A 19,669-nucleotide genomic window follows, 5' to 3' on the forward strand; every position below is an offset into this window, starting at 1 on the left:
GTCAGAAACTCAGGCTCAAGCCGACGTGATAGGTGCGGCCCGGTTCGGCGAAGGTGAAGTTGTCAGACGCGTCGCTGAAGTCTTCGTCGGTCAGGTTTTCGATGCCGCCGCGAATGCTCAGGGTGTCGGTAATCCGCTGCGTCAGCTCCAGATGCCACAGGCTGTAGGCCGGCACCGCATAGGCCGTGTTGCTGGAATAGGTCAGCTGGCTGCCGACGTATTCGCCACGCAGCTGCCCGGTGAACGTGGCGTTCGGCGTCCATTGCAGTTGGGTGTTGGCCAGATGGCGTGCTCGATCACCCAGGCGCCGGTCGGCGCTGCGGTCGATGGCGTCGAGGTAGGTGTAATTCAGGTCCCAGCGCAGGTTGGCAGGCAGATCCAGACCGCCGCCTAGCTCGAGCCCGCGGATGCGCGCCTCGTCGACGTTGTCGTAGTTGCGAACCTCTCGGCCGCGGACACCACAGCTCGATACGCAGACCGTCTGGATCAGACCACGCACGTTGTTCTGAAAGACGCCCGCGTTCAGTGACCAGCCGTCTGCCTGATAGTCCGCGCTGATTTCGTACATGGTGTTGATCTCGGGTTCGAGATCCGGATTGCCGTAGATCCTGAACATCCCGCCGCCGCCGATGGCCGAATAGCCCGGCGACAGCTGCTTGAGTGAGGGCGCCTTGAACCCGCGGCCAACGCCGCCCTTGATCGTCAGGGCATCGTTGGCATGGTGAACCAAGTAGGCACGCGGGCTGTTGTGCCAGCCGTATTCCTCGTGCTGATCGAAGCGATTACCCAGTACCAGCGACCACGCTGGGTTGAACTGGATTTCATCCTGCAGAAACAGCGCACGGTGAATGATTCGGGCATCGCCTGTCGTAAAACCGCCGTCCTCCAGCTGCTCCTTGCGCCACTCGCCGCCGAGCGTGATCAAGTGCATGCCGGCGAATGGCAGGGTCAGGCTGCCATCGACGATGTCGTCGGTGAGTTCCTGACGTGGCGAGGAGGGGACCACGCCGTTGGTATAGCGGTTGGTGCGCTCCAGTGTGTTGCGGTAGGCGCGCAGCGAGCTGCTGCCCCACGTCCAATCGCCACTATGGGCGAGGGAGAATCGCTCACGTTCGATACGATCGCTGGACTCGTAATCCACTGGTGCGCGTCCTGCACTGCGGGTATTGCGCCAGCGATCCTCAAGGCCGCTTGCATAGCTGAAGTCGATGCGTTGCGCGGTGTCTGGCGTCCAGCTCAGGGTGATGTCGCCGCTGTGCGCGTCACGGCCTTCGATCTCCGACAGCGAGGCGTCCTCGTTAAAGGGCGTTTCCTGGCGGCGCCGCGTCTCGCCGCTCAAGGATAGGCCGAGCAGTCCAGGCACAAGTGGGCCGCCGGCATAGATCCCCAGTTGATGTATCTGGCCGCCGCGCCCGTCCTCGCGTACGCCGCCGTTGATCTGCGCCGCGCCCTGCCATGCGTCCGTCGCGCGCCGCGTGATGACATTGATCACACCGCCGAGCGCTTCGGAACCGTAGAGCGAGGACATCGGGCCGCGTATCACCTCAATGCGTTCGATCGCCTCTACCGGCATCCAGCCCAGGTCGAAATCGGCATGCGCCACGGCGCCAGCGGCGGTATTGATGCGCTGTCCATTCATCAGCACCAAGGTGTGCTCGCTTCCCATCCCTCGAATACTGACGCCACGGCGCGTCATGCCAATGCCTGTGAACTGGAGCCCCGGCGTGCCACGCAGAGCATCTTCGAGATCCTGAACGGGCCGCATGCTCAGTTCCTCTTGGGTGATGACCGTAACGCTTGCGGGCGCATCGCTCAGCTGGCGCGCTGTGGAGGTGGCGGTGATGACCGTGGGTTCGAGGTTCAGGGGCTGGTCAGCGCCCAGTGCCGTCAGGGGTAGCAGGGCGAGGGCGGAAACGAGTCGGGCGGGTGTGCGGACAGTAAGGAGGCGGGTCTTGCGGGACATTGAAGCGTCTTCCGTGGCTTGGATGATTGCTATCGGGGTGAGGACGCGATCCGCTCGGGTATTCGAGCGGATCGTCTTGGCGTTGTGAAAAGAGCGATCACTTCTTCGTGGTAAATCCGGCGAAGCGCTTGTTGAAGCCCGCGATACGGCCTTCGGACGTCGTTTTGCGCTGCTGGCCGGTGTAGACCGGATGCGATGCGCTGGACACGTCGAGCGCTACGTACGGGTAGGTATTGCCATCGGTGTGCTGGTGCGTACGGCTGGCTTCGACCGTCGAGCCGATCAGGAAGTAGACGTCTGCCGCCGTGTCGTGGAACAGGACGGGACGATAGTCGGGATGGATGCCTGGTTTCATAAGCTGCTCCTTCATTTTGAGTAGGGTGTGATTGATACGGCGTTAAATGTTATATCATAACGATATGAGTTGGGCGAAACCGTAATGAGATCACCCGTAGCCCAGCAGGTATGCCGAAAACGCTTTTATCAAGATGAACTTCAGAGAGCGGTTTGATTTATGGATGTTGTCGTCTCAATTGATCATTGGTGCACCCATGACTGAGCAGGAACTACTTCAGCAACACCCCAACGCATATATGAGCGAGCAGCAGCAGACGTTTTTCCGCGAGCTGCTGTTGACCGAGCGTCGTGAGCTGCAGGAGCGAATCACGAGCGAGCTCAACGAACTACGCGATCACGAACCAAGCAGCGATCCTGCGGATATCGGTAGTACGGAGGAGCAGCGCCAGTGGCAGCTGCGTCTACTCGAACGGGAGAAGAAGCTGCTCGACAAGATTGACCGGACGCTCGAACGCCTGGCCCGTGGCGAATACGGCTGGTGCGAGGAAACCGGAGAGCCGATTGGTCTGCGCCGCCTGTTGCTGCGACCTACGGCGACCTTGTGCATCGAGGCCAAGGAGCGGCAGGAAAAGAAAGAGAAACATCTACGTGAGACTTGAGGCTTCCCCCATGACTGATCGACTTCCCGTTACCGTACTGTCCGGCTTTCTTGGCGCCGGCAAGAGCACGCTGCTCAACCATGTGCTGAAGAACCGCGAGAACCGTCGTGTCGCAGTGATCGTCAACGACATGAGCGAAATCAACATCGACGGCAGCGAGGTGCAACGCAATGTGAGCCTCAACCGTGCCGAGGAGAAGCTGGTAGAAATGAGCAACGGCTGCATCTGCTGCACCCTGCGCGAAGATCTACTGGAGGAAGTCAGTCGCCTGGCTCGCGAAGGCCGTTTCGACTACCTGCTGATCGAATCCACCGGCATCGCCGAACCCTTGCCAGTGGCCGAGACCTTCACTTTCCGCGACGAGCAGGGGCGCAGCCTCTCCGACCTGGCGCGCCTGGATACCATGGTCACGGTGGTCGACGGGATCAACTTTCTCCGCGACTTCCATGAATCGGAGAGCCTGGCCAGCCGTGGCGAGACCTTGGGCGAAGAGGATGAGCGCTCCATTACCGATCTGCTGATCGAGCAGGTGGAATTCGCCGACATCATCCTGATCAGCAAGATCGATCTGATCTCCAGCGCCGAGCGTGAAGAGCTGACCGCTATCCTGCGCGGCCTTAACACGCACGCCGAAATCATGCCGATGAGCATGGGCCGGGTGCCCCTGGGCAGTATCTTGGACACAGGCCGCTTCGATTTCGAGCGTGCCGCCCAGGCGCCAGGCTGGCTCAAGGGGCTACGGGGCGAGCATGTGCCCGAAAGCGAGGAGTACGGTATCGCCTCGACCGCGTATCGTGCGCGTCGGCCGTTCCATCCGCAGCGTTTCCATGAATTTCTGATCCGTGACTGGAGCAATGGCAAGCTGCTGCGTTCCAAGGGCTTCTTCTGGCTTGCGAGCAAGTACCGCGACGCCGGTAGCTGGTCCCAGGCGGGTGGTCTGATGCGCCATGGTCTGGCGGGACGTTGGTGGCGTTTCGTACCCAAGACACAATGGCCCACCGATGACGAGGGGATGCAGGAAATTCTCAAACACTGGGAAGTCCAGACCGGCGACTGCCGGCAGGAGCTGGTGTTCATCGGGCAGAATATCGATTTCCAACGACTGAGCGCGGAGCTGGATGCCTGCCTGCTCACCGACCAGGAGATGGCCGCGGGCGTGCAGACTTGGGAGCGGCTTCCCGACCCTTTCGGCTCTTGGCACGAGGCTGTCACCTGATGCCAGCGAGCCGGTCGAGAAACAGTCACGGCACGTGGCCGACAGCTGGTCGCTTCCATCCTGGCTATGACTGTATGTGCCGGGTACGCCCGATCGCACTGACTTTCCCAGCTAGCCCGATACTGACTGCCTAGATCAACTGGCGGACCTCTACGAGAACGGCCCGCAGAAACGAAAACGCCCTCCTGGCCGAGAGGCGAGGAGGGCGTTCGATGCGAAGAATCAGGCCCGGTGGTTGTATTTGCCCAGGTCCATGTGACGGTTCACATCCTTGTACAGCAGGTAGCGGAACTTGCCGGGGCCGCCGGAGTAGCAGGCCTGCGGGCAGAAGGCGCGTAGCCACATGTAGTCGCCGGCTTCCACTTCGACCCAGTCCTGGTTCAGGCGATAGACGGCCTTGCCTTCCAGTACGTACAGGCCGTGTTCCATCACGTGGGTTTCGGCGAACGGGATCACCGCGCCCGGCTCGAAGGTCACGATGTTCACGTGCATGTCATGGCGCATGTCGCTCATGTCGACGAAGCGAGTAGTGACCCACTTGCCATCGGTGCCCGGCATCGCGATCGGCTCGACGTCCTGCTCGTTGGTGACGAAAGCTTCCGGATATGGCAAGCCTTCGACGGCCTGGTAGTACTTGCGTACCCAGTGGAAGCGCGCAGGGGCGCCGCTGTTGTTGCGCAGGCTCCATTTGGCCGCCGGCGGGATAAAGGCGTAGCCGCCCGGACGCATGACGTGCTGGGTGCCTTCGAGGGTCAGGGTGAACTCGCCATCGACCACAAAGAGTACGCCTTCAGCGTTCGGGTCCTGCTCGGGCTTTTCGCTGCCACCGCCGTCGGCTAGTTCAACGATGTACTGGGAGAAGGTCTCGGCGAAGCCGGACAGCGGGCGGGCGAGCACCCACATGCGCATGTTGTCCCAGAAGGGCAGATGGCTGGTGACGATGTCGCGCATCACGCCCTTCGGAATGACGGCGTAGGCCTCCGTGAACATCGCGCGATCGGTCAGCAACTCAGTCTGCGCTGGGTGCCCGCCAGTGGGGGCGTAGTACCTTGTGTTTGCCATATGACTCCCATCTTGTTGGTGGTGCCTGCGGTCGAGATGGCCGCAGGCTGGGTGCGGAGCTATGTGCTCAATTGTACACATGCTGACAAATAAATCTCCAGCAATTGTATACAATCGATGCTCGTTCCAGACCTGAGCTACATTCTTGAGCATGATGGAGTCGGTTCAAAGCCCCGTTGTCTCTGGATCAGCCCCCAGCAGCCCTGGGCTAGCGCAGGTGGGGCGCCCTGACAAGGCGGTCCCAAGCCAGCTTAGAACTTCAGTGTTGCCCCATCCTCGGGAATCTCGACGCGTTCCTGAATGCCTTTCTCCTGAACGTAGGCTTTCAACTCTTTACGGCTCAGCCCCATATGGTTGATGGCATCCATGTGCGTCGCCACGACTGTTGCATCCGGCACCGCCTGGCTGGCACGCAGTACATCTTCCTTGCCCATGAGGATCGCGCCGTCATAGCCAGTCACCTGTGCATAACCGGCATTCAACACGACGACTTCGGGCTTGTACCGGCTTAGCGCCTGGTCGACCTCGTCACGCCAGATGGTATCGCCTGCCAGATAGAGCGTTTTGTGCTCTGGCGCTTCGAAGACGACACCAATCGCAACGCCGAGGAACTCCGCGAGCTCAGGTGTAGCGAACATCTTGTCGGTACCGTGCTGGCCACCAATCCTGCTTAGCGTGACGCCGCCGAACTCCGCTTGGTCCGTGAGAATCCGGACGTCGCCAAAGCCCTGCCCACGGATGATCTCGGCATCGGCCTCGTTCTGTAAGAACAGCGGGAGATCCTTGGGCAGCATCTGCTGCGCGGCGTCATCCCAATGATCCAGATGAGTGTGCGTGACGATCACCGCATCGACCCCGGCAAGGACCTCTTCGGCTGGCATCGGCAGCTCGACCAGCGGGTTGCGAAGTTCGCTGCGGTAAGTGCCCTCGAAGCCTGGGTAAGTGTCTTTCTTGGCGAGCATCGGGTCGATCAGAAAGGTCGTGTCGGCGTAGATGATTTTCAGCGTAGAGCTGCGGATCTGCTGCAGCTGCACCCGCTCGGAAGGCGTGGCTGATGTACCTGCTGGTTGTGCCGAGGCAAATGCGCTGGTGAAGGCGAGGCTGACGGCCAAAGCCAGTGAACTGCTGATTTTTGAAAAATGCATGGAGCGACTCCTGGGTTCGTTTCGAAGGAGCGCATTGTGGGAGCAGAGAGAAAGAAGCAATAGCGGCCCAAAAGACAATCATAGATAAAAACGTGCCATTCTTTCGGCGGGTCGTGAATTTGCCCAAGCCTGCCTATGAAACCCACTGAAACGTCGTCGATATTCGCTAGGCGTGAGCCCGACGATACCTGTGAATACCTTGCGGAACGCTCCGGCGTCACCATAGCCGACCTCCCAGGCGATCCGCTCGATGGGTAACTGGCTCGCCTGTAGCATCTCGCGCGCGCGGCCCACTCGGAGGCGCTGGCAATATTCGGTGGTGGTCATGCCGGTAGCTTTCTGAAAGCGGCGCAGAAAGGTGCGCACCTCCATGCCGGCACGTTGAGCCAGGTCGGGAAGGGCGATGTGCTTGGCACCTGTCTCTTGCAACCAGTGCTGCACGGCCAGCACGGCCTGATCGCCATGAGCCAACCGCGGCGCGAAGGCGCTGTAGTAACGCTGCTGGAGTCCGGGCGGATCGACGAGAAACATCTGGGCGGTGTCGATCATCACCGCAGCGCTCAGGTAGCGGTCTACCAATCGCAATCCGAGATCGATCCAGGCCATGACGCCGCCGGCGGTGATGATGTCGTCGGCGTCGATGATGAGCTGGTCGATATCGAGCCGCACATCGGGGAAGCGCTCCGCGAATTTCTCCACATAGAGCCAATGCGTCGTGATGGTGCGACCGGACAGCAAGCCTGTTTCGCCAAGCAGGAAAGCGCCTGCACACACGGACGCGAGCGTAGCCCCCGCGCGGTGCTGCGCCTGCAGCCATCTCTGTAAGGCGCCGCTGCGCTGGTGGCAATCGGTTCTTCCAGGCTAGGGGGCAGGATGAGCACGGCGGGCGTCGTGCTCATGCCAGCAAGCGAATCCTGTACGCGCACCGGAGTTTCGCTCGGGCTTTGTTTTTGCCACTGGCTGATGCGCAAAACCGGCATATCCGGCGCCCCTCGCTCGTCGGCGATTCGTTGTGCAAACGCGAACAGATCGGTCAGGCCCAGAACCGTCGCCAGCTGCGCACCGGGATACAGCAGTATCCCGATCTCTATGACGTTCATATCCGGCATGTGTCGATCCAGCCCTTGAAGATGTCGATCTCGCCACTTCGCAACAAGCGCCTCGATGGCTGATGATGGTCACGCTTCCCCTTACAACATCGTCAAGGAGCCAATAATGAGCAAGCGTGCATTGGTCGTAATCGATCTGCAGAACGAATACCTGCCGACGGGCAATCTACCGCTGACCGGTATCGAGGCGGCCGTCGATAACGCAGTAAAAGTGATTGCCGACTCCCGCGCCAAGGATGTTCCGGTCATTCACGTCCGTCATGAATTCGTCAACGGGGAAGTCCCGGCTTTCGTTCCGGGAACTCAAAACGTCGAGATCCAACCTGCTGTCGCCCCGCAGAATGGCGAGCCTGTCATCGTCAAGAACTACCCTAACTCGTTCCGTGAAACGGAGCTCAAGCGTTTGCTCGACGAGCAGGGTGTAGAAGAAATCGTGATCGTCGGCGCGATGAGCCACATGTGTGTCGATGCCGGCGTTCGTGCCGCAGCCGATTTGGGCTATTCGGTGACCGTACTGCACGATGCCTGCGCGACGCTGGATCTGGAGTTCGAGGGTGTACAGGTTCCGGCAGCTCAGGTGCATGCGGCCATGATGGCTGCCCTGAAGTTCGGCTACGCCAACGTGATCTCGACGCAAGCCTATCTGACGGCCTAAGCCGCTGTTGGATACCCCGATCTGTGCCCAATCCGCAGGTCGGGGAAGCACCTACCAGCGATGCCGCTCGGCACTCGATGTTTGACCTGAATAAAGCTCTTGGATACTTTCGGGCCATCTTTCCCAAGCGGGTCATCTGCCATGTCCATGCTTCGCGTTGCCGTCCTGGCGTTCGATGGCGTGAGCCTGTTCCATCTCTCCGTGCCCGGAATAGTCTTTGGCGCAGCCAAAGACGCACCGGATCTGCCGCATTACGAAGTTCGATATTGCGCTGCAAAGCCGGGCCAGGTCCGTAGCGATCAAGGCGTGATGATCGATGTGCCCGATGGGCTGGAGGCGATGGAGCGTGCCGATATCGTCATCGTGCCGGCTTGGAGCGATCCCAACCAGCAAGCACCTACCGAACTGACCGATGCCCTGCGTCAGCGCCATGCACAAGGCGCACTGATCGTTGGCCTGTGCTTGGGTGCCTTCGTGTTAGGCGATGCAGGTCTGCTGGATGGCCGCGAAGCCACCACGCATTGGGTGGCTCGCGATCTCTTCGCTCGGCGTTTCCCCAGCAGCCACTTCCGCCCGGATGTGCTCTACGTTTCTGACGACAACATCATTACCTCGGCCGGTACGGTCGCCGCCATCGACTGTTGCCTGCATCTGCTGCGTCAGCGACACGGTGCCGATGTAGCGAATCGAATGGCCCGGCTGCTGGTTACACCACCGCATCGGCAAGGTGGGCAGGCGCAATACATCGAACAACCTGTTCCGCAGCTGCCGAGTGAGAGCCGGCTGCCCGGTGTCCTAGAGTGGGCGCGGGAACATCTGGCCGAACCCTTGTCGCTCGATACGCTGGCTGATGTGGCCAGCATGAGTCGCCGTACCTTCACCCGCCGTTTTCGCGAAACCACAGGCACGACCTTCATCAAATGGCTCAGCGCCGAACGTGTCGCGCGGGCACAACAGCTGCTGGAGACCACCGAGATGCCGATCGACTGCATCGCATCGGAGGTAGGCTTCGGCACGTCGCTTTCACTGCGTCAGCAGTTCGCTGCGCAATTGGGCACGACCCCTTCGGATTACCGGCGGACCTTCTGTAAGGAGCTGCGCTCGAAGGCGCTCAGCTAATCGGGCGCGTGTAACAAGCGATCAGGCGCATGCCGGGCTCGTGGATTCTGCTGCTCCTTGGCCCGGGCCACCAACTGGTCGCGGGCGAGCGGCATAGCGTTCTTCACCGCCAGGACCTCGGCCATGACGCCGCTGGAAGCCGACGGGATGCCCGCGCCGCGAGCGCCAGTTCGGCACGACGATGGCCGAACGCAGCTATGAGCCATATCGATCGATGCCGCTTTGATGCAGCGCAACGAGCCAGGTGTTGCCTTGGTCCAGATCGGTCCTTTCCATGCAGGCGGTTTGCTGGCATCTCCAATTGGCATGAAGCTTCGTCCTGTTGCTTGCGCGTTCTACTAACGAGCGCGGCGGGTGGTCAGGGCGATGCCGGCCGAGGCCGCGCCGAGCAGCGCGACGACCATGATCATCACCGTTACGAAAGCACTGTCGAAAGCGCTTTGCGCCAGGCTGACAAGCGGGGCGGCAACGGTTTCAGGCAGGGCTTCGGCGGCGATCAGCGCACCGTCGAGGCTGTCTCGGGCCAGCGCTGGCGCCGCGCTGCCTGCCGGTGTGGTGAAGGCTGCGGAATACACCGCGGACATCAAACTACCCAGTATGGCGATGCCCAGCGCACCGCCCAGCTCGTACGAGACCTCTTCGATCGACGCCGCCATGCCCGCACGGTCTGGCGGCGCATGCAACAGCATGGCGCTGGAGGCGGCAGTCATTGCCGCGCCGATGCCGAAGCCGAGCAGGCTGAACGATAGAATCTGAACCCATAGCGCGGCGCCATAACCCAGCAGGTACAGCAGCGCCCCGGCTGCCGACAGGGCGAGGGAGGTGCTCAGGATGCGTTCCGCCCCCAGGCGCGGCAACGCCAATCCGGCAAGCGGACCGGCGACGAAGGCACCCAGCGGGATTGGCAGAATGGCCAGACCGGCCTGCAATGGTGATAAGCCGACCACCAGCTGCAGCCGCTGGCTGACCACCAACTCCATGCCCATCAATGCTGCCGAGGCGATCAATGCCGTGGCTACGCCAGCCGAGAAACTGCGGTCGCGAAACAGAGCGAATTCGATCATCGGTACTGTCGTCTGGCGCTGGCGCCGCAGGAAAGCCAGGCCGCACACGAACGCCGTAATTGCCGCCGCGCTGGCTTGCAGCACGGACGGGTCTGGCTTGCCGGCTTCCTTGATGGCCAGCGTCAGGCCGACCAGCGCACCCATGATCCACAGTGAGGCGAGCAGGTCGAACGGCCGATCGGGGTTGCCGGGCCGGGCGGGCACCCAGACTGCGGCGAGCGCCAACGCCACGATTACGATCGGCACGTTGATGATGAACACCGAGCCCCACCAGAAATGTTCCAGCAGCACACCGCCGACGACCGGGCCGAAGGCGGCACCGCCCGAAGCGATCGCGGCCCATATGCCGAACGCCAGGGCGCGCTCGCGGACGTCGTCGAAGACGTGGCGGATGATCGCCAGTGTGGCCGGCATCATCATCGCCGCACCTACCGCCAAGGCCACCCTGGCGGCGATCAGCGCCTCGGCACTGGGCGAAAAGGCAGCGCCCAGGGACGCTCCACCGAACACCACCAGCCCGGCGATGAACATCCGCTTGTGGCCGAAGCGGTCTCCCAGCGCGCCCATCCCGGGCAGTAGGCCCGCGACTGTGAGGGCATAAGCGTTCACGATCCATAGCTTCTCGGTGGCCGAGGCGCGCAGTTCGTAGGTCAGGCTTGGCAACGCCAGGTAGATTACCGTCATGTCGATGACGATTAGCAAAAGCGCGCTGGATAATATGCCCAGCACCAGCCAGCGAAGAGGTGATTTCAACGGGTCGTCCTCGGGTCCGGTATCCCAGCATTGGCGGGGGGAAAACGTTGCGGCAGAATATAAATACATACGTATTTAATTTAAAGGGATGAATGTGGGCAGAAAGAGAACCATCGATCGCGAGGTACTGCTGGATGTGGCCGAAGGAATCGTCAATCGACAAGGCGCTGCAGCACTGACGATAGACGCCGTCGCCAAAGCTGCGGGCATTACCAAAGGTGGCGTGCAGTACAGCTTCGGCACCAAGGATGAGCTGATCAACGCGATGTTCGAGCGTTGGGGCAAGGGTTATACGGAGCAGTTCCAGCGCATCGCCGGAGACAACCCCGATCCGCTGACGGCGGTGCGCGCGCATGTCGAGGCCACTCGCGGCTCGGACTCCGGTTCTCACGCCAAGGCGGCGAGTCTGTTGGCGGCGCTGCTACAAACTCCCGAGCACCTGCAGTCGACTCAGGCGTGGTACCGGGAGCGCCTTGCCGGGCTCGACACCTCGACCGAAGAGGGCCGCCGCGCCCGTGTCGCCTTTTTCGCTGCCGAAGGCATTTTCGCGCTGCGCTTCTTTCGCCTGATGGAAATAGGCGAGGAGGAGTGGACGGACGTTATGAGCGATATCGCTGCAATGGTCCGTCCGGATAGCTGACCGGCCCTCGACATCGGCCCGTTGCCTGCTAGACCGACGTGTGCTGGAGACCGGTCTATCAGCCAAGCAGACTCTCGAGCTCCGGCACGATCTCGAACAAGTCACCCACCAGGCCGTAATCGGCGGCCTGGAAGATTGGCGCTTCTTCGTCCTTGTTGATCGCGACGATCACTTTGGAGTCCTTCATACCGGCCAGGTGCTGAATGGCCCCCGAGATACCCACGGCGATGTACAGCTGCGGCGCAACGATCTTGCCGGTCTGACCCACCTGCATATCGTTCGGCACGAAACCAGCATCGACCGCCGCGCGCGAGGCGCCAACGGCAGCGCCGAGCTTGTCGGCCAGCGAATACAAATGCTTGAAGTTTTCGCCGTTGCCCATGCCGCGACCGCCGGAAACGACGATCTTGGCGGCGGTCAGCTCGGGACGGTCGGACTTGGCCAGCTCTTCGCCGACGAATGCGGAGATGCCCTTGTCGCCAGTGCCCGAAACCTGCTCGACGGCAGCCGAACCACCTTCGGCCTTGACCGGATCGAACCCGGTGGCACGTACGGTGATCACCTTGATCGGTGCGCTGGACTGCACGGTGGCAATGGCGTTACCGGCATAGATCGGGCGCTTGAAGGTATCGGCGCTTTCTACCGCGATGATTTCGGAGATCTGATCGACGTCCAGCTGGGCGGCCACGCGCGGCAGGAAGTTCTTGCCGTTGGTGGTGGCGGCAGCCAGGACGTGGCTGTAATTGGTTGCCAAGCCAGCGATCAGCGGCGCAACGTTCTCAGGCAGCTGGTTGGCATAAGCCGCATCGTCTGCGACCAGAACCTTGGAGACGCCTTCAATCTTGGCGGCCGCTTCGCCGATGGCGCCACAGCCACTACCAGCGACCAGTACATGAATGTCGCCGCCAATCGCTTTTGCGGCCGTAACCGTATTCAGCGTGGCAGCAGCCAGAACGGCGTTGTTGTGTTCAGCGATAACCAGGATAGTCATTTAGATTACCTTCGCCTCGTTCTTCAGTTTCTCGACCAGTTCAGCCACGGACTTGACCTTGATGCCCGCGCTACGGGCAGCCGGTGCTTCGACTTTCAGGGTCTTCACGGTGGAGGTGGTGGTGACACCCAGCGCGTCCGGAGTCAGAACTTCCAACGGCTTCTTCTTGGCCTTCATGATGTTCGGCAACGACGCGTAGCGCGGCTCGTTCAGGCGCAGGTCGGTGGTGACGATCGCCGGCAGGTTCAGCGCAACGGTCTGCGCGCCGCCATCGATTTCGCGCTCGACTTTGACCTTGTCGCCTTCCACTTCGACTTTCGAGGCGAAGGTGCCCTGGGCGTAGCCCGTCAACGCACCGAGCATCTGGCCGGTCTGGTTGTTGTCGCTGTCGATGGCTTGCTTGCCGAGAATGACCAGCTGCGGCTGCTCCTTGTCGACAACCGCTTTGAGCAGCTTGGCCACGGCCAGGGAGTTGAGTTCTTCGGTCGATTCGACCAGCACAGCGCGATCGGCACCCAGTGCCAGCGCGGTGCGCAGCTGCTCTTGGGCAGCGGTTGGACCAATGGAAACCACGACGATTTCGCTCGCCACGCCCTTTTCTTTCAGGCGCACGGCTTCTTCCACGGCGATTTCGCAGAAGGGGTTCATCGACATCTTGACGTTGGCGAGGTCGACGCCGGAGTTGTCCGCCTTGACGCGAACCTTGACGTTGTAATCGACCACTCGTTTGACGGGTACCAAAACTCTCATAAGTCGGCTCTTGTTCCGTGATTGATCATGTCGGCTCATTGGGCGAGTAGGGTCGAGTCGACTCAACACGCCTGCTGATTGGCTGTCGCTAAGATAGGCAGCGTTCCTGAAACAGGGATGACCTAAACGGACGATGCTGGGGCCGATTCACAGACTGCTAGCCGTTAATGGCCGGATACCTTTCCAGGTAAGCGTGGGCCGCGCGCTGGCATTCGTCGCTCTCCAGGCAATCGGATAACGCGCGTTTTTCCGCTTCGAGCTGCTGCGGCAGATCGCGCTGATAGGCATCACGCATCAAACGCTTGAGCTGGCCTTGTGCGGGTACTGCCGCCTCGCTCAATCGCTTGGCCAGGCACGAGGTCTCGCTGGCCAGCGTCTCGAGCGGCACGATGCGATTGACCAGCCCGATGGCTGCCGCCTGGGAAGCCTTCAGCGGCTCATTGAGCAGCGCGATTTCCATGGCCGCGCGCAGCCCCACGAGACGAGGCAGGTGCCAGGAAGCGCCGAGCTGACAGCTGATGCCCGCCTGCAAGCACGCGAAATTGAAACGGCAATTGGTGGCGGCGATGGCCAGATCGCAAGCCAGGGCGATGCTCATGCCGGCGCCTGCAATCGGTCCCTGCAGGCTGCCGAGAACCGGGATGTCGAGCTCGGTCAGGATCTGTATGGCCTGATTCATCGGCTCGATCAGGTCTTCGATGATCAAGTCTGGCGCCGCGAGTACCTGCGGCAGATCGACCCCAGCCATGAACGTGCGGCCTGCGCCGCTGAGCACGAGCACTCTGCTGGCTGGACGCGCCGCCACCTCACGGCATGCCGCCAGAAAGGCCCAGGCCATGTCCCGGTCGATGGTATTGAGCGCCTCTGGCCGGTTGAATCGGATCTGGCTGATGGCGCCGTTATGTTCAAGCGACACGGGCGAGGAGGCTCGATTGTTCATATAGGACTCCGAAACAGGGGCGGCGGGTAGCTGGAGCCGAGGTTTGGCCCAAAGGGCGCACCTTCATTTGTGATCAGCGTGTGGGCAGAAATCCTGCGGCTCGGCATGCGGTGCCCACGATTGCGATCAGTGTTGGCAAGAGCCCGTGGTCGGCGCATCGTTCATACGGAGTACATCTCCGGCAAAGTTGGAGGCTTTAGTCTTTCCGGACGATGTGAGGCGCTGTGAACGCATGGGCAAATGAGCCGCCGCTAATGCCTGAAGTCAGGGCGCTACCCATATCGTTTTTGGCAAAGGAGAAGCACATGCCTGTCACAGCAATTACCGGATCCGCCTCTGGCATCGGCGCGGCGTTGAGCGAGGCGCTGACGAGCGCCGGCCACACCGTAATCGGAATCGACCGAGCCAACGCCGAGATCAATGCAGACTTAGCCACTCCCAGTGGTCGCCAGGCGGCCGTTGCCTCTGTGCTCGAACGTTGTGGTGGCGTGCTTGACGGATTGGTCTGCTGCGCGGGCGTTGGCGTCACCGCGCCGCGCAGCGGGCTGATCGTGGCGGTCAATCACTTTGGTGTCAGCGAACTGCTGGATGGACTGTTCGAGGCGTTGCAGAAAGGACACAAGCCCGCCGCTGTGGTGGTTGGGTCCGTCGCTTCAGTGCAGCCAGGCGCGCATGAGCTGCCGATGGTCAAGGCCATGCTGAGCGGTGATGAAACCCGAGCGATCGAGCTGGCCGAGTTGCAGAACGAGCCGCACATGGCCTACGCCGGTTCCAAATATTCAGTCACTTGCATGGCGCGGCAAAAGGCGCCGGACTGGGGCAAGCTTGGGGTGCGCCTCAATGTGGTCGCGCCGGGGGCCGTGGAAACGCCCTTGTTGCAAGCGTCCAAGGCCGATCCTCGCTACGGCGAATCGACCCGTCGTTTTGTTGCGCCGTTGGGCCGGGGCAGCGAGCCAACGGAGGTGGCGTCGGTGATCGCCTTCCTGCTCTCGGAACAGGCGAGTTTTGTCCATGGCAGCGTGCTATTCGCCGATGGCGGCATGGACGCGATGGTCCGACCGAACACGTTTTGAAGTTCGTCTCGCAGATCAAAAACGCCTGGCTTGCCAGGCGTTTTTGCGTTTGGAGAACCGGCTTTAATCCGCGCAAGCGGCGAGCGGGATGGCTGACGGCGCGGGGGTACGAACGGGCGAAGGCTCCTGGTACGCCCGGGCACGGTACAGCGTCAGAAGCAGCGCCAGCGGTGCGAACAAACTGCAGCTGACCACCAACAAGGCGTAGCGCAGCGATTCATGTCCGAACGTGGTGCCGAGTGCGTCGCTCAGGAGCCCGGCAGCGAGCGGCCCGAGACCGATGCCGAGCAGGGTGGAGAAGATCGTCTGCAAAGCGATCGCCGTGCCGCGTTGCCAGGGGCTGACCAGTTGAGTCAGCAGATTGAAGGATGCCGCCACCCACCAGATCGCGAAGAAGCCACTGAGCGCCGCCCAGAGCATCGCTGTCGGCACGGGCAGGCCGCCGAGCATGAACCAGGTGCCCTTGGGCGCGAGCAGGTAAAGCGCCATTCCAATCAGTCCCACGACATGTCCCAGCAGCGGAATGCGCAATAGCCAGGCGCGGTTCAAGGCGCTGAGGCGATCGGTCAGCCACCCGCTGAACAGTCCGCCGACCGCCATGCTGGCCCCGCTGACCACGCCGGCGAGGATGCCGGCATGCTGCAGCGAGAGGTCGTGGCTGCGCATCAGGAAAGTCGTGTTCCACATGCCGAAGGCGTAGGCGCCAAAGGTCGTCAGCGAGCTGGCGCTCATCAATAGCAGGTAGGGCCGGTTGCGCAGCAGATCCAGCGCCGATTGCGTCAGCGTCTCGCCCGGGACCGGGTGCGTGCTCACCGCATCCCAGCGGCCGCGAGACGGTTCGCGAACCACAAAACCGAACACCAGCGATAGCACCAACAAAGGCGCGGCGATCAGCATAAAGCCGGTGCGCCAGCCATAAACGTCGACCAGCCAGGCGCCGACGCTCAGGCCGAGGATGGCCGACAGGGTCGGCGCGCCGGTGAAGCAGCTGATTGCCAGCGAGCGGTTGTGCGCCGGGTAGAGATCCGCGATCAGCGACAGCGAGGCCGGCATCACCGGCGCTTCGGTGGCCGCAACCAGCATCCGCGCCAACGCCAGCATGAAAAAGCTCATGGCCAGGCCGCAGAGCAGGGTCGCCAATGCCCACAGCACGGCGGCGATAGCCAGCACCCGCATGCGCGAATGACGGTCGGCAAGGCGTCCGGCGGGCAGGCCGAGCAGTGCGTAAAAGGCGGCAAAGACCAGACCGGAGAGCAGCCCCATCGCGGTATCGCTGACGCCGAATTCCAGTTTGATCGGTTCGATCATCACCGACATGATCTGCCGGCCAATGAAGCTACTGGCATAGGCCGCCACCAGCAGCGCCAGCACGCCATGGGTACGCCAGCCAAGGCCAGCCTCGGAAATATTCGCGGTCGTCATGCGTGGCTCCGGTGGCCGGCCCGGGCGGGCCGACCGAGAGGGGCGGCTCAGGCGCTGGCCTGGCGCTGCTTGAGTAGGGTCAGAGCGGTGTCCTCGATCATGTCTTCCTGGCCACCGACCATGCCACGGCGGCCCATTTCGACCAGGATTTCACGCGCCGAGACGCCGTACTTCTTCTCGGCACGCTTGGCGAACAGCAGGAAGGACCCGTAAACCCCGGCATAGCCCATGGTCAGTGCGTCGCGGTCGCTGCGGATGGGAAAGTCCATGATCGGCACCACCAGATCTTCTGCCACGTCCTGGATGCCGAACACGCTGACGCCGGTCTCGATGCCCATGCGGTCGCAGACCGCCACCAGCACTTCCATCGGCGTATTGCCGGCACCGGCACCAAGGCCTGCGCAAGCAGCGTCGATACGTGTCGCGCCGGCGCTGATGGCGGCGATAGAGTTGGCCACGCCCATCGACAGGTTGTGGTGGCCGTGAAAGCCGATCTCGGTTTCTGGCGCGAGGGCATCTCGCAGAGCGGCGACCCGCGCGCGGACATCCTCCGGCAACAGGTAACCGGCCGAGTCGGTGATGTACACGCAGTTGGCGCCGTAGCTTTCCATCAGCCGGCCCTGGGTCGCCAGTCCTTGCGGACTGTTCATATGCGCCATCATCAGAAAGCCCACGGTGTCCATGCCCAGCGTGCGGGCGTGGCTGATGTGTTGCTCGGAGACGTCCGCCTCGGTGCAATGGGTGGCGACGCGAATGGTGGCGACGCCCAGCTCGTGGGCCATCTTCAGATGATCGACGGTGCCGATGCCCGGAAGCAGCAGGGCGGAGACCCTGGCGTTCTTCATCAGTGGAATCACCGCCGACAGGTATTCCTCATCGCTGTGGGCCGGAAAGCCGTAGTTGACCGAGGTACCGCCCAGGCCGTCGCCGTGGGTGACCTCGATCAGCGGCACGCCGGCCGCGTCCAGGCCCTGGGCGATGCTTTTCATCTGCTCCAGGCTGATCTGGTGGCGCTTGGGGTGCATGCCGTCGCGCAGGCACATGTCGTGAACGGTAATTTTCTTGCCGCGAAGGTCCATGGCGCGCTCCTTAAAGCTCGGTCTGCTTGAGCAGTTCTTCGGCGAACATCTCGGCAGTACGCGCCGAGGCTGCGGTCATGATGTCCAGGTTGCCGGCGTACTTGGGCAGGTAGTCGCCCAGGCCTTCCACTTCCATGAAGATGGAGACCCGGTTGCCCTCGAACACCGGCCCGTTGACCAGTTGGTAGCCGGGCACGTACCGCTGCACCTCGGCGATCATGGCCATGATCGAGGTGGTGATCGCCGCCTCGTCCGGGGTGCCTTCCGTTAGGCAGTGCACGGTGTCGCGCATGATCAACGGCGGCTCGGCCGGGTTGATGACGATGATCGCCTTGCCCTTCTTCGCGCCGCCCACCTGTTCCACCGCGCTGGCGGTGGTGCGGGTGAACTCGTCGATATTCTTGCGAGTACCAGGCCCGACCGACTTCGAAGCCGCCGTTGCGATGATCTCGGCATACGCCACCGGCTGCACCCGAGACACCGCCGCCACCAGCGGAATGGTGGCCTGGCCGCCGCAGGTGACCATGTTGACGTTCAGCGCGCCGGCCTTGAGGTTGTCTTTCAGGTTCACCGGAGGCACACAATAGGGGCCGATGGCCGCTGGTGTCAGGTCGATCATCAGCACGCCCAGTTCGTTGAGCTTGCGGCTGTTCTCGGCATGCACGTAGGCAGAAGTGGCATCGAAGGCGATGCGAATGTCATCCGCCTTCACGTGAGGCAGCAGGCCGTCCACGCCCTCGGCCGTGACTTTCAGGCCCATCTCCTCGGCGCGCTTCAGGCCTTCGGAGGTGGGGTCGATGCCCACCATCCATACAGGCTCCAGCACCTCGCTACGCTTTAGCTTGTACAGAAGGTCGGTGCCGATGTTGCCGGGCCCGATCAGGGCGCAGCGGATTTTCTTGCTCATCAATCGTCTCCTTGCCAGCTCGGGGTCACTCGATGAACTGCAGGCTGGCCGAGCCAAGGCCGCCGATAGTCATGTGGATGCGGTCGCCGGCGCCCACTGGCACCAGCGGGGCGAGGGCGCCGGAAAGGATCACCTCGCCCTTGCGAAACGGAATGCCGAGCCGGCCCAGCGTATTGGCCAGCCACGCGACGGCCTCGCAGGGGTGGCCCTGCACGGCGGAGCCCAGCCCCTGGCCAGCGGGTTGGTCGTTCTTGAACATCCGTAGCTCGCAGGCGGCCAGATCCAGCTGGCGCGGGTCGATGCGGGTATCGCCCAGGGCAAACACGCCGCAGGAGGCGTTATCGGCGACGGTATCCTGGATGCGGATTTTCCAGTCGTCGATCCGCGAATCGACGATCTCGAAGCAGCAGGCTACCGAGGCGGTCGCCGCCAGCACGTCGGATGCGGCAACGCCCGGGCCGTTGAGATCCTCGGCCAGAATGAAGGCGATCTCGCCTTCGGCGCGCGGCTGGATCAATCGGTGTTCGGCCATGCTCACGTCGCTGCCGCGGGCAACCTGCATGCGATTGGTGAGAAAGCCGAAATCGGGCTGGTGGACGTTAAGCATGTCCTGTACGGCCTTGCTGGTGACGCCGATTTTTTTACCGATCACCTGTTCACCGAAGGCCTCGCGCCGTGCGAGAAAACGCAGCGAGATGCGATAGGCGTCATCGATGTCGATGGCCGGGTAGCGCTGGGTCAGCGGCGCCAGGGTGCGGCGCTCGCGCAGGGCGGCGAACAGCTCGTCGCCGAGGGTTTCAATCAGTTGGGGGTCAAGCATGGTTT

Annotated in this window: 19 protein-coding genes and 1 pseudogene; 7 read left to right on the forward strand and 13 right to left on the reverse strand. The window is 62.2% G+C overall.

Annotated features, from left to right (window positions below):
- Position 1 precedes the first annotated feature (1 nt).
- Both V6943_RS15635 and V6943_RS15640 read right to left on the reverse strand, forming a co-directional pair.
- A complete protein-coding gene (locus V6943_RS15635) occupies positions 2-1,963 on the reverse strand; it encodes a TonB-dependent receptor domain-containing protein (protein WP_340554371.1) in 1,962 nt (653 codons plus the stop codon).
- A gap of 97 nt (positions 1,964-2,060) precedes the next feature.
- On the reverse strand, positions 2,061-2,318 hold the full coding sequence (locus tag V6943_RS15640; RefSeq protein ID WP_131650228.1) for a type B 50S ribosomal protein L31: 258 nt from the start codon (positions 2,316-2,318) through the stop codon (positions 2,061-2,063).
- Between the two features lie 196 nt (positions 2,319-2,514).
- Here V6943_RS15640 and dksA point away from each other — a divergent pair, with 196 nt between their 5' ends.
- On the forward strand, positions 2,515-2,919 hold the full coding sequence (dksA, locus tag V6943_RS15645; protein WP_340554373.1) for an RNA polymerase-binding protein DksA: 405 nt from the start codon (positions 2,515-2,517) through the stop codon (positions 2,917-2,919).
- 10 nt (positions 2,920-2,929) lie between these two features.
- The gene (gene zigA / locus V6943_RS15650) at positions 2,930-4,135 is read left to right on the forward strand and encodes a zinc metallochaperone GTPase ZigA (protein ID WP_340554375.1); all 1,206 of its coding nucleotides are present in this window, start codon (positions 2,930-2,932) and stop codon (positions 4,133-4,135) included.
- 222 nt (positions 4,136-4,357) lie between these two features.
- Here zigA and V6943_RS15655 read toward each other — a convergent pair whose 3' ends face one another.
- From V6943_RS15655 to V6943_RS15665, 3 genes and pseudogenes are all read right to left on the reverse strand, one after another.
- Positions 4,358-5,197, reverse strand: a complete 840-nt coding sequence (locus V6943_RS15655) for a bifunctional allantoicase/(S)-ureidoglycine aminohydrolase (protein ID WP_131650231.1) — start codon at positions 5,195-5,197, stop codon at positions 4,358-4,360.
- A gap of 251 nt (positions 5,198-5,448) precedes the next feature.
- Positions 5,449-6,342 carry an MBL fold metallo-hydrolase gene (locus V6943_RS15660; protein ID WP_340554377.1) on the reverse strand — a complete coding sequence of 298 codons (894 nt, stop codon included), beginning with the start codon at positions 6,340-6,342 and terminating at the stop codon, positions 5,449-5,451.
- 78 nt (positions 6,343-6,420) lie between these two features.
- Positions 6,421-7,427: pseudogene (locus V6943_RS15665) on the reverse strand (GlxA family transcriptional regulator).
- Here V6943_RS15665 and V6943_RS15670 point away from each other — a divergent pair.
- From V6943_RS15670 to V6943_RS15680, 3 genes are all read left to right on the forward strand, one after another.
- Complete coding sequence (locus V6943_RS15670) at positions 7,353-7,514, forward strand: hypothetical protein (RefSeq protein ID WP_231752255.1); 162 nt, start codon at positions 7,353-7,355, stop codon at positions 7,512-7,514. The pseudogene V6943_RS15665 and the gene V6943_RS15670 overlap by 75 nt on opposite strands.
- Positions 7,515-7,557: 43 nt before the next feature.
- Positions 7,558-8,106 carry a cysteine hydrolase family protein gene (locus V6943_RS15675; protein WP_131650233.1) on the forward strand — a complete coding sequence of 183 codons (549 nt, stop codon included), beginning with the start codon at positions 7,558-7,560 and terminating at the stop codon, positions 8,104-8,106.
- Between the two features lie 141 nt (positions 8,107-8,247).
- Positions 8,248-9,225: a GlxA family transcriptional regulator gene (locus V6943_RS15680; protein ID WP_340554379.1), complete on the forward strand. Its 978-nt coding sequence runs from the start codon at positions 8,248-8,250 to the stop codon at positions 9,223-9,225.
- 338 nt (positions 9,226-9,563) lie between these two features.
- Here the strand turns inward: V6943_RS15680 and V6943_RS15685 are convergent, their stop codons facing one another.
- On the reverse strand, positions 9,564-11,042 hold the full coding sequence (locus tag V6943_RS15685) for an MFS transporter (RefSeq protein WP_340554381.1): 1,479 nt from the start codon (positions 11,040-11,042) through the stop codon (positions 9,564-9,566).
- Positions 11,043-11,136: 94 nt separating this feature from the next.
- On the opposite strand from V6943_RS15685, the gene V6943_RS15690 reads away from it, so the two are divergent.
- Positions 11,137-11,682 (forward strand): TetR/AcrR family transcriptional regulator, encoded by a 546-nt coding sequence (locus tag V6943_RS15690; RefSeq protein WP_340554383.1) that lies wholly within the window; start codon positions 11,137-11,139, stop codon positions 11,680-11,682.
- 58 nt (positions 11,683-11,740) lie between these two features.
- Here V6943_RS15690 and V6943_RS15695 read toward each other — a convergent pair whose 3' ends face one another.
- The 3 genes from V6943_RS15695 to V6943_RS15705 form a co-directional block, all read right to left on the reverse strand.
- Positions 11,741-12,673, reverse strand: coding sequence for an electron transfer flavoprotein subunit alpha/FixB family protein (locus V6943_RS15695; protein ID WP_340554384.1), 933 nt, complete (start codon positions 12,671-12,673; stop codon positions 11,741-11,743).
- Positions 12,674-13,423 carry an electron transfer flavoprotein subunit beta/FixA family protein gene (locus V6943_RS15700; protein WP_340554386.1) on the reverse strand — a complete coding sequence of 250 codons (750 nt, stop codon included), beginning with the start codon at positions 13,421-13,423 and terminating at the stop codon, positions 12,674-12,676.
- A 157-nt stretch (positions 13,424-13,580) separates the two neighbouring features.
- Positions 13,581-14,363 carry an enoyl-CoA hydratase/isomerase family protein gene (locus V6943_RS15705; protein ID WP_181101066.1) on the reverse strand — a complete coding sequence of 261 codons (783 nt, stop codon included), beginning with the start codon at positions 14,361-14,363 and terminating at the stop codon, positions 13,581-13,583.
- Between the two features lie 305 nt (positions 14,364-14,668).
- On the opposite strand from V6943_RS15705, the gene V6943_RS15710 reads away from it, so the two are divergent.
- Positions 14,669-15,436: an SDR family oxidoreductase gene (locus tag V6943_RS15710; protein ID WP_340554389.1), complete on the forward strand. Its 768-nt coding sequence runs from the start codon at positions 14,669-14,671 to the stop codon at positions 15,434-15,436.
- 63 nt (positions 15,437-15,499) lie between these two features.
- Here V6943_RS15710 and V6943_RS15715 read toward each other — a convergent pair whose 3' ends face one another.
- Genes V6943_RS15715 through V6943_RS15730 form a run of 4 tightly spaced genes read right to left on the reverse strand, consistent with a single transcriptional unit; the run spans position 15,500 to position 19,664 of the window.
- A complete protein-coding gene (locus V6943_RS15715) occupies positions 15,500-16,858 on the reverse strand; it encodes a spinster family MFS transporter (RefSeq protein WP_340554391.1) in 1,359 nt (452 codons plus the stop codon).
- Positions 16,859-16,905: 47 nt separating this feature from the next.
- Positions 16,906-17,937: a 4-hydroxy-2-oxovalerate aldolase gene (gene dmpG / locus V6943_RS15720; RefSeq protein WP_340554393.1), complete on the reverse strand. Its 1,032-nt coding sequence runs from the start codon at positions 17,935-17,937 to the stop codon at positions 16,906-16,908.
- Positions 17,938-17,947: 10 nt separating this feature from the next.
- Positions 17,948-18,844, reverse strand: coding sequence for an acetaldehyde dehydrogenase (acetylating) (locus tag V6943_RS15725; protein WP_131650243.1), 897 nt, complete (start codon positions 18,842-18,844; stop codon positions 17,948-17,950).
- A 25-nt stretch (positions 18,845-18,869) separates the two neighbouring features.
- On the reverse strand, positions 18,870-19,664 hold the full coding sequence (locus V6943_RS15730; protein ID WP_340554397.1) for a fumarylacetoacetate hydrolase family protein: 795 nt from the start codon (positions 19,662-19,664) through the stop codon (positions 18,870-18,872).
- Positions 19,665-19,669: the final 5 nt, after the last annotated feature.

This window comes from Pseudomonas sp. CBC3 (assembly GCF_037967085.1).
In the GTDB taxonomy this organism is placed as follows: Bacteria; Pseudomonadota; Gammaproteobacteria; order Pseudomonadales; family Pseudomonadaceae; genus Stutzerimonas.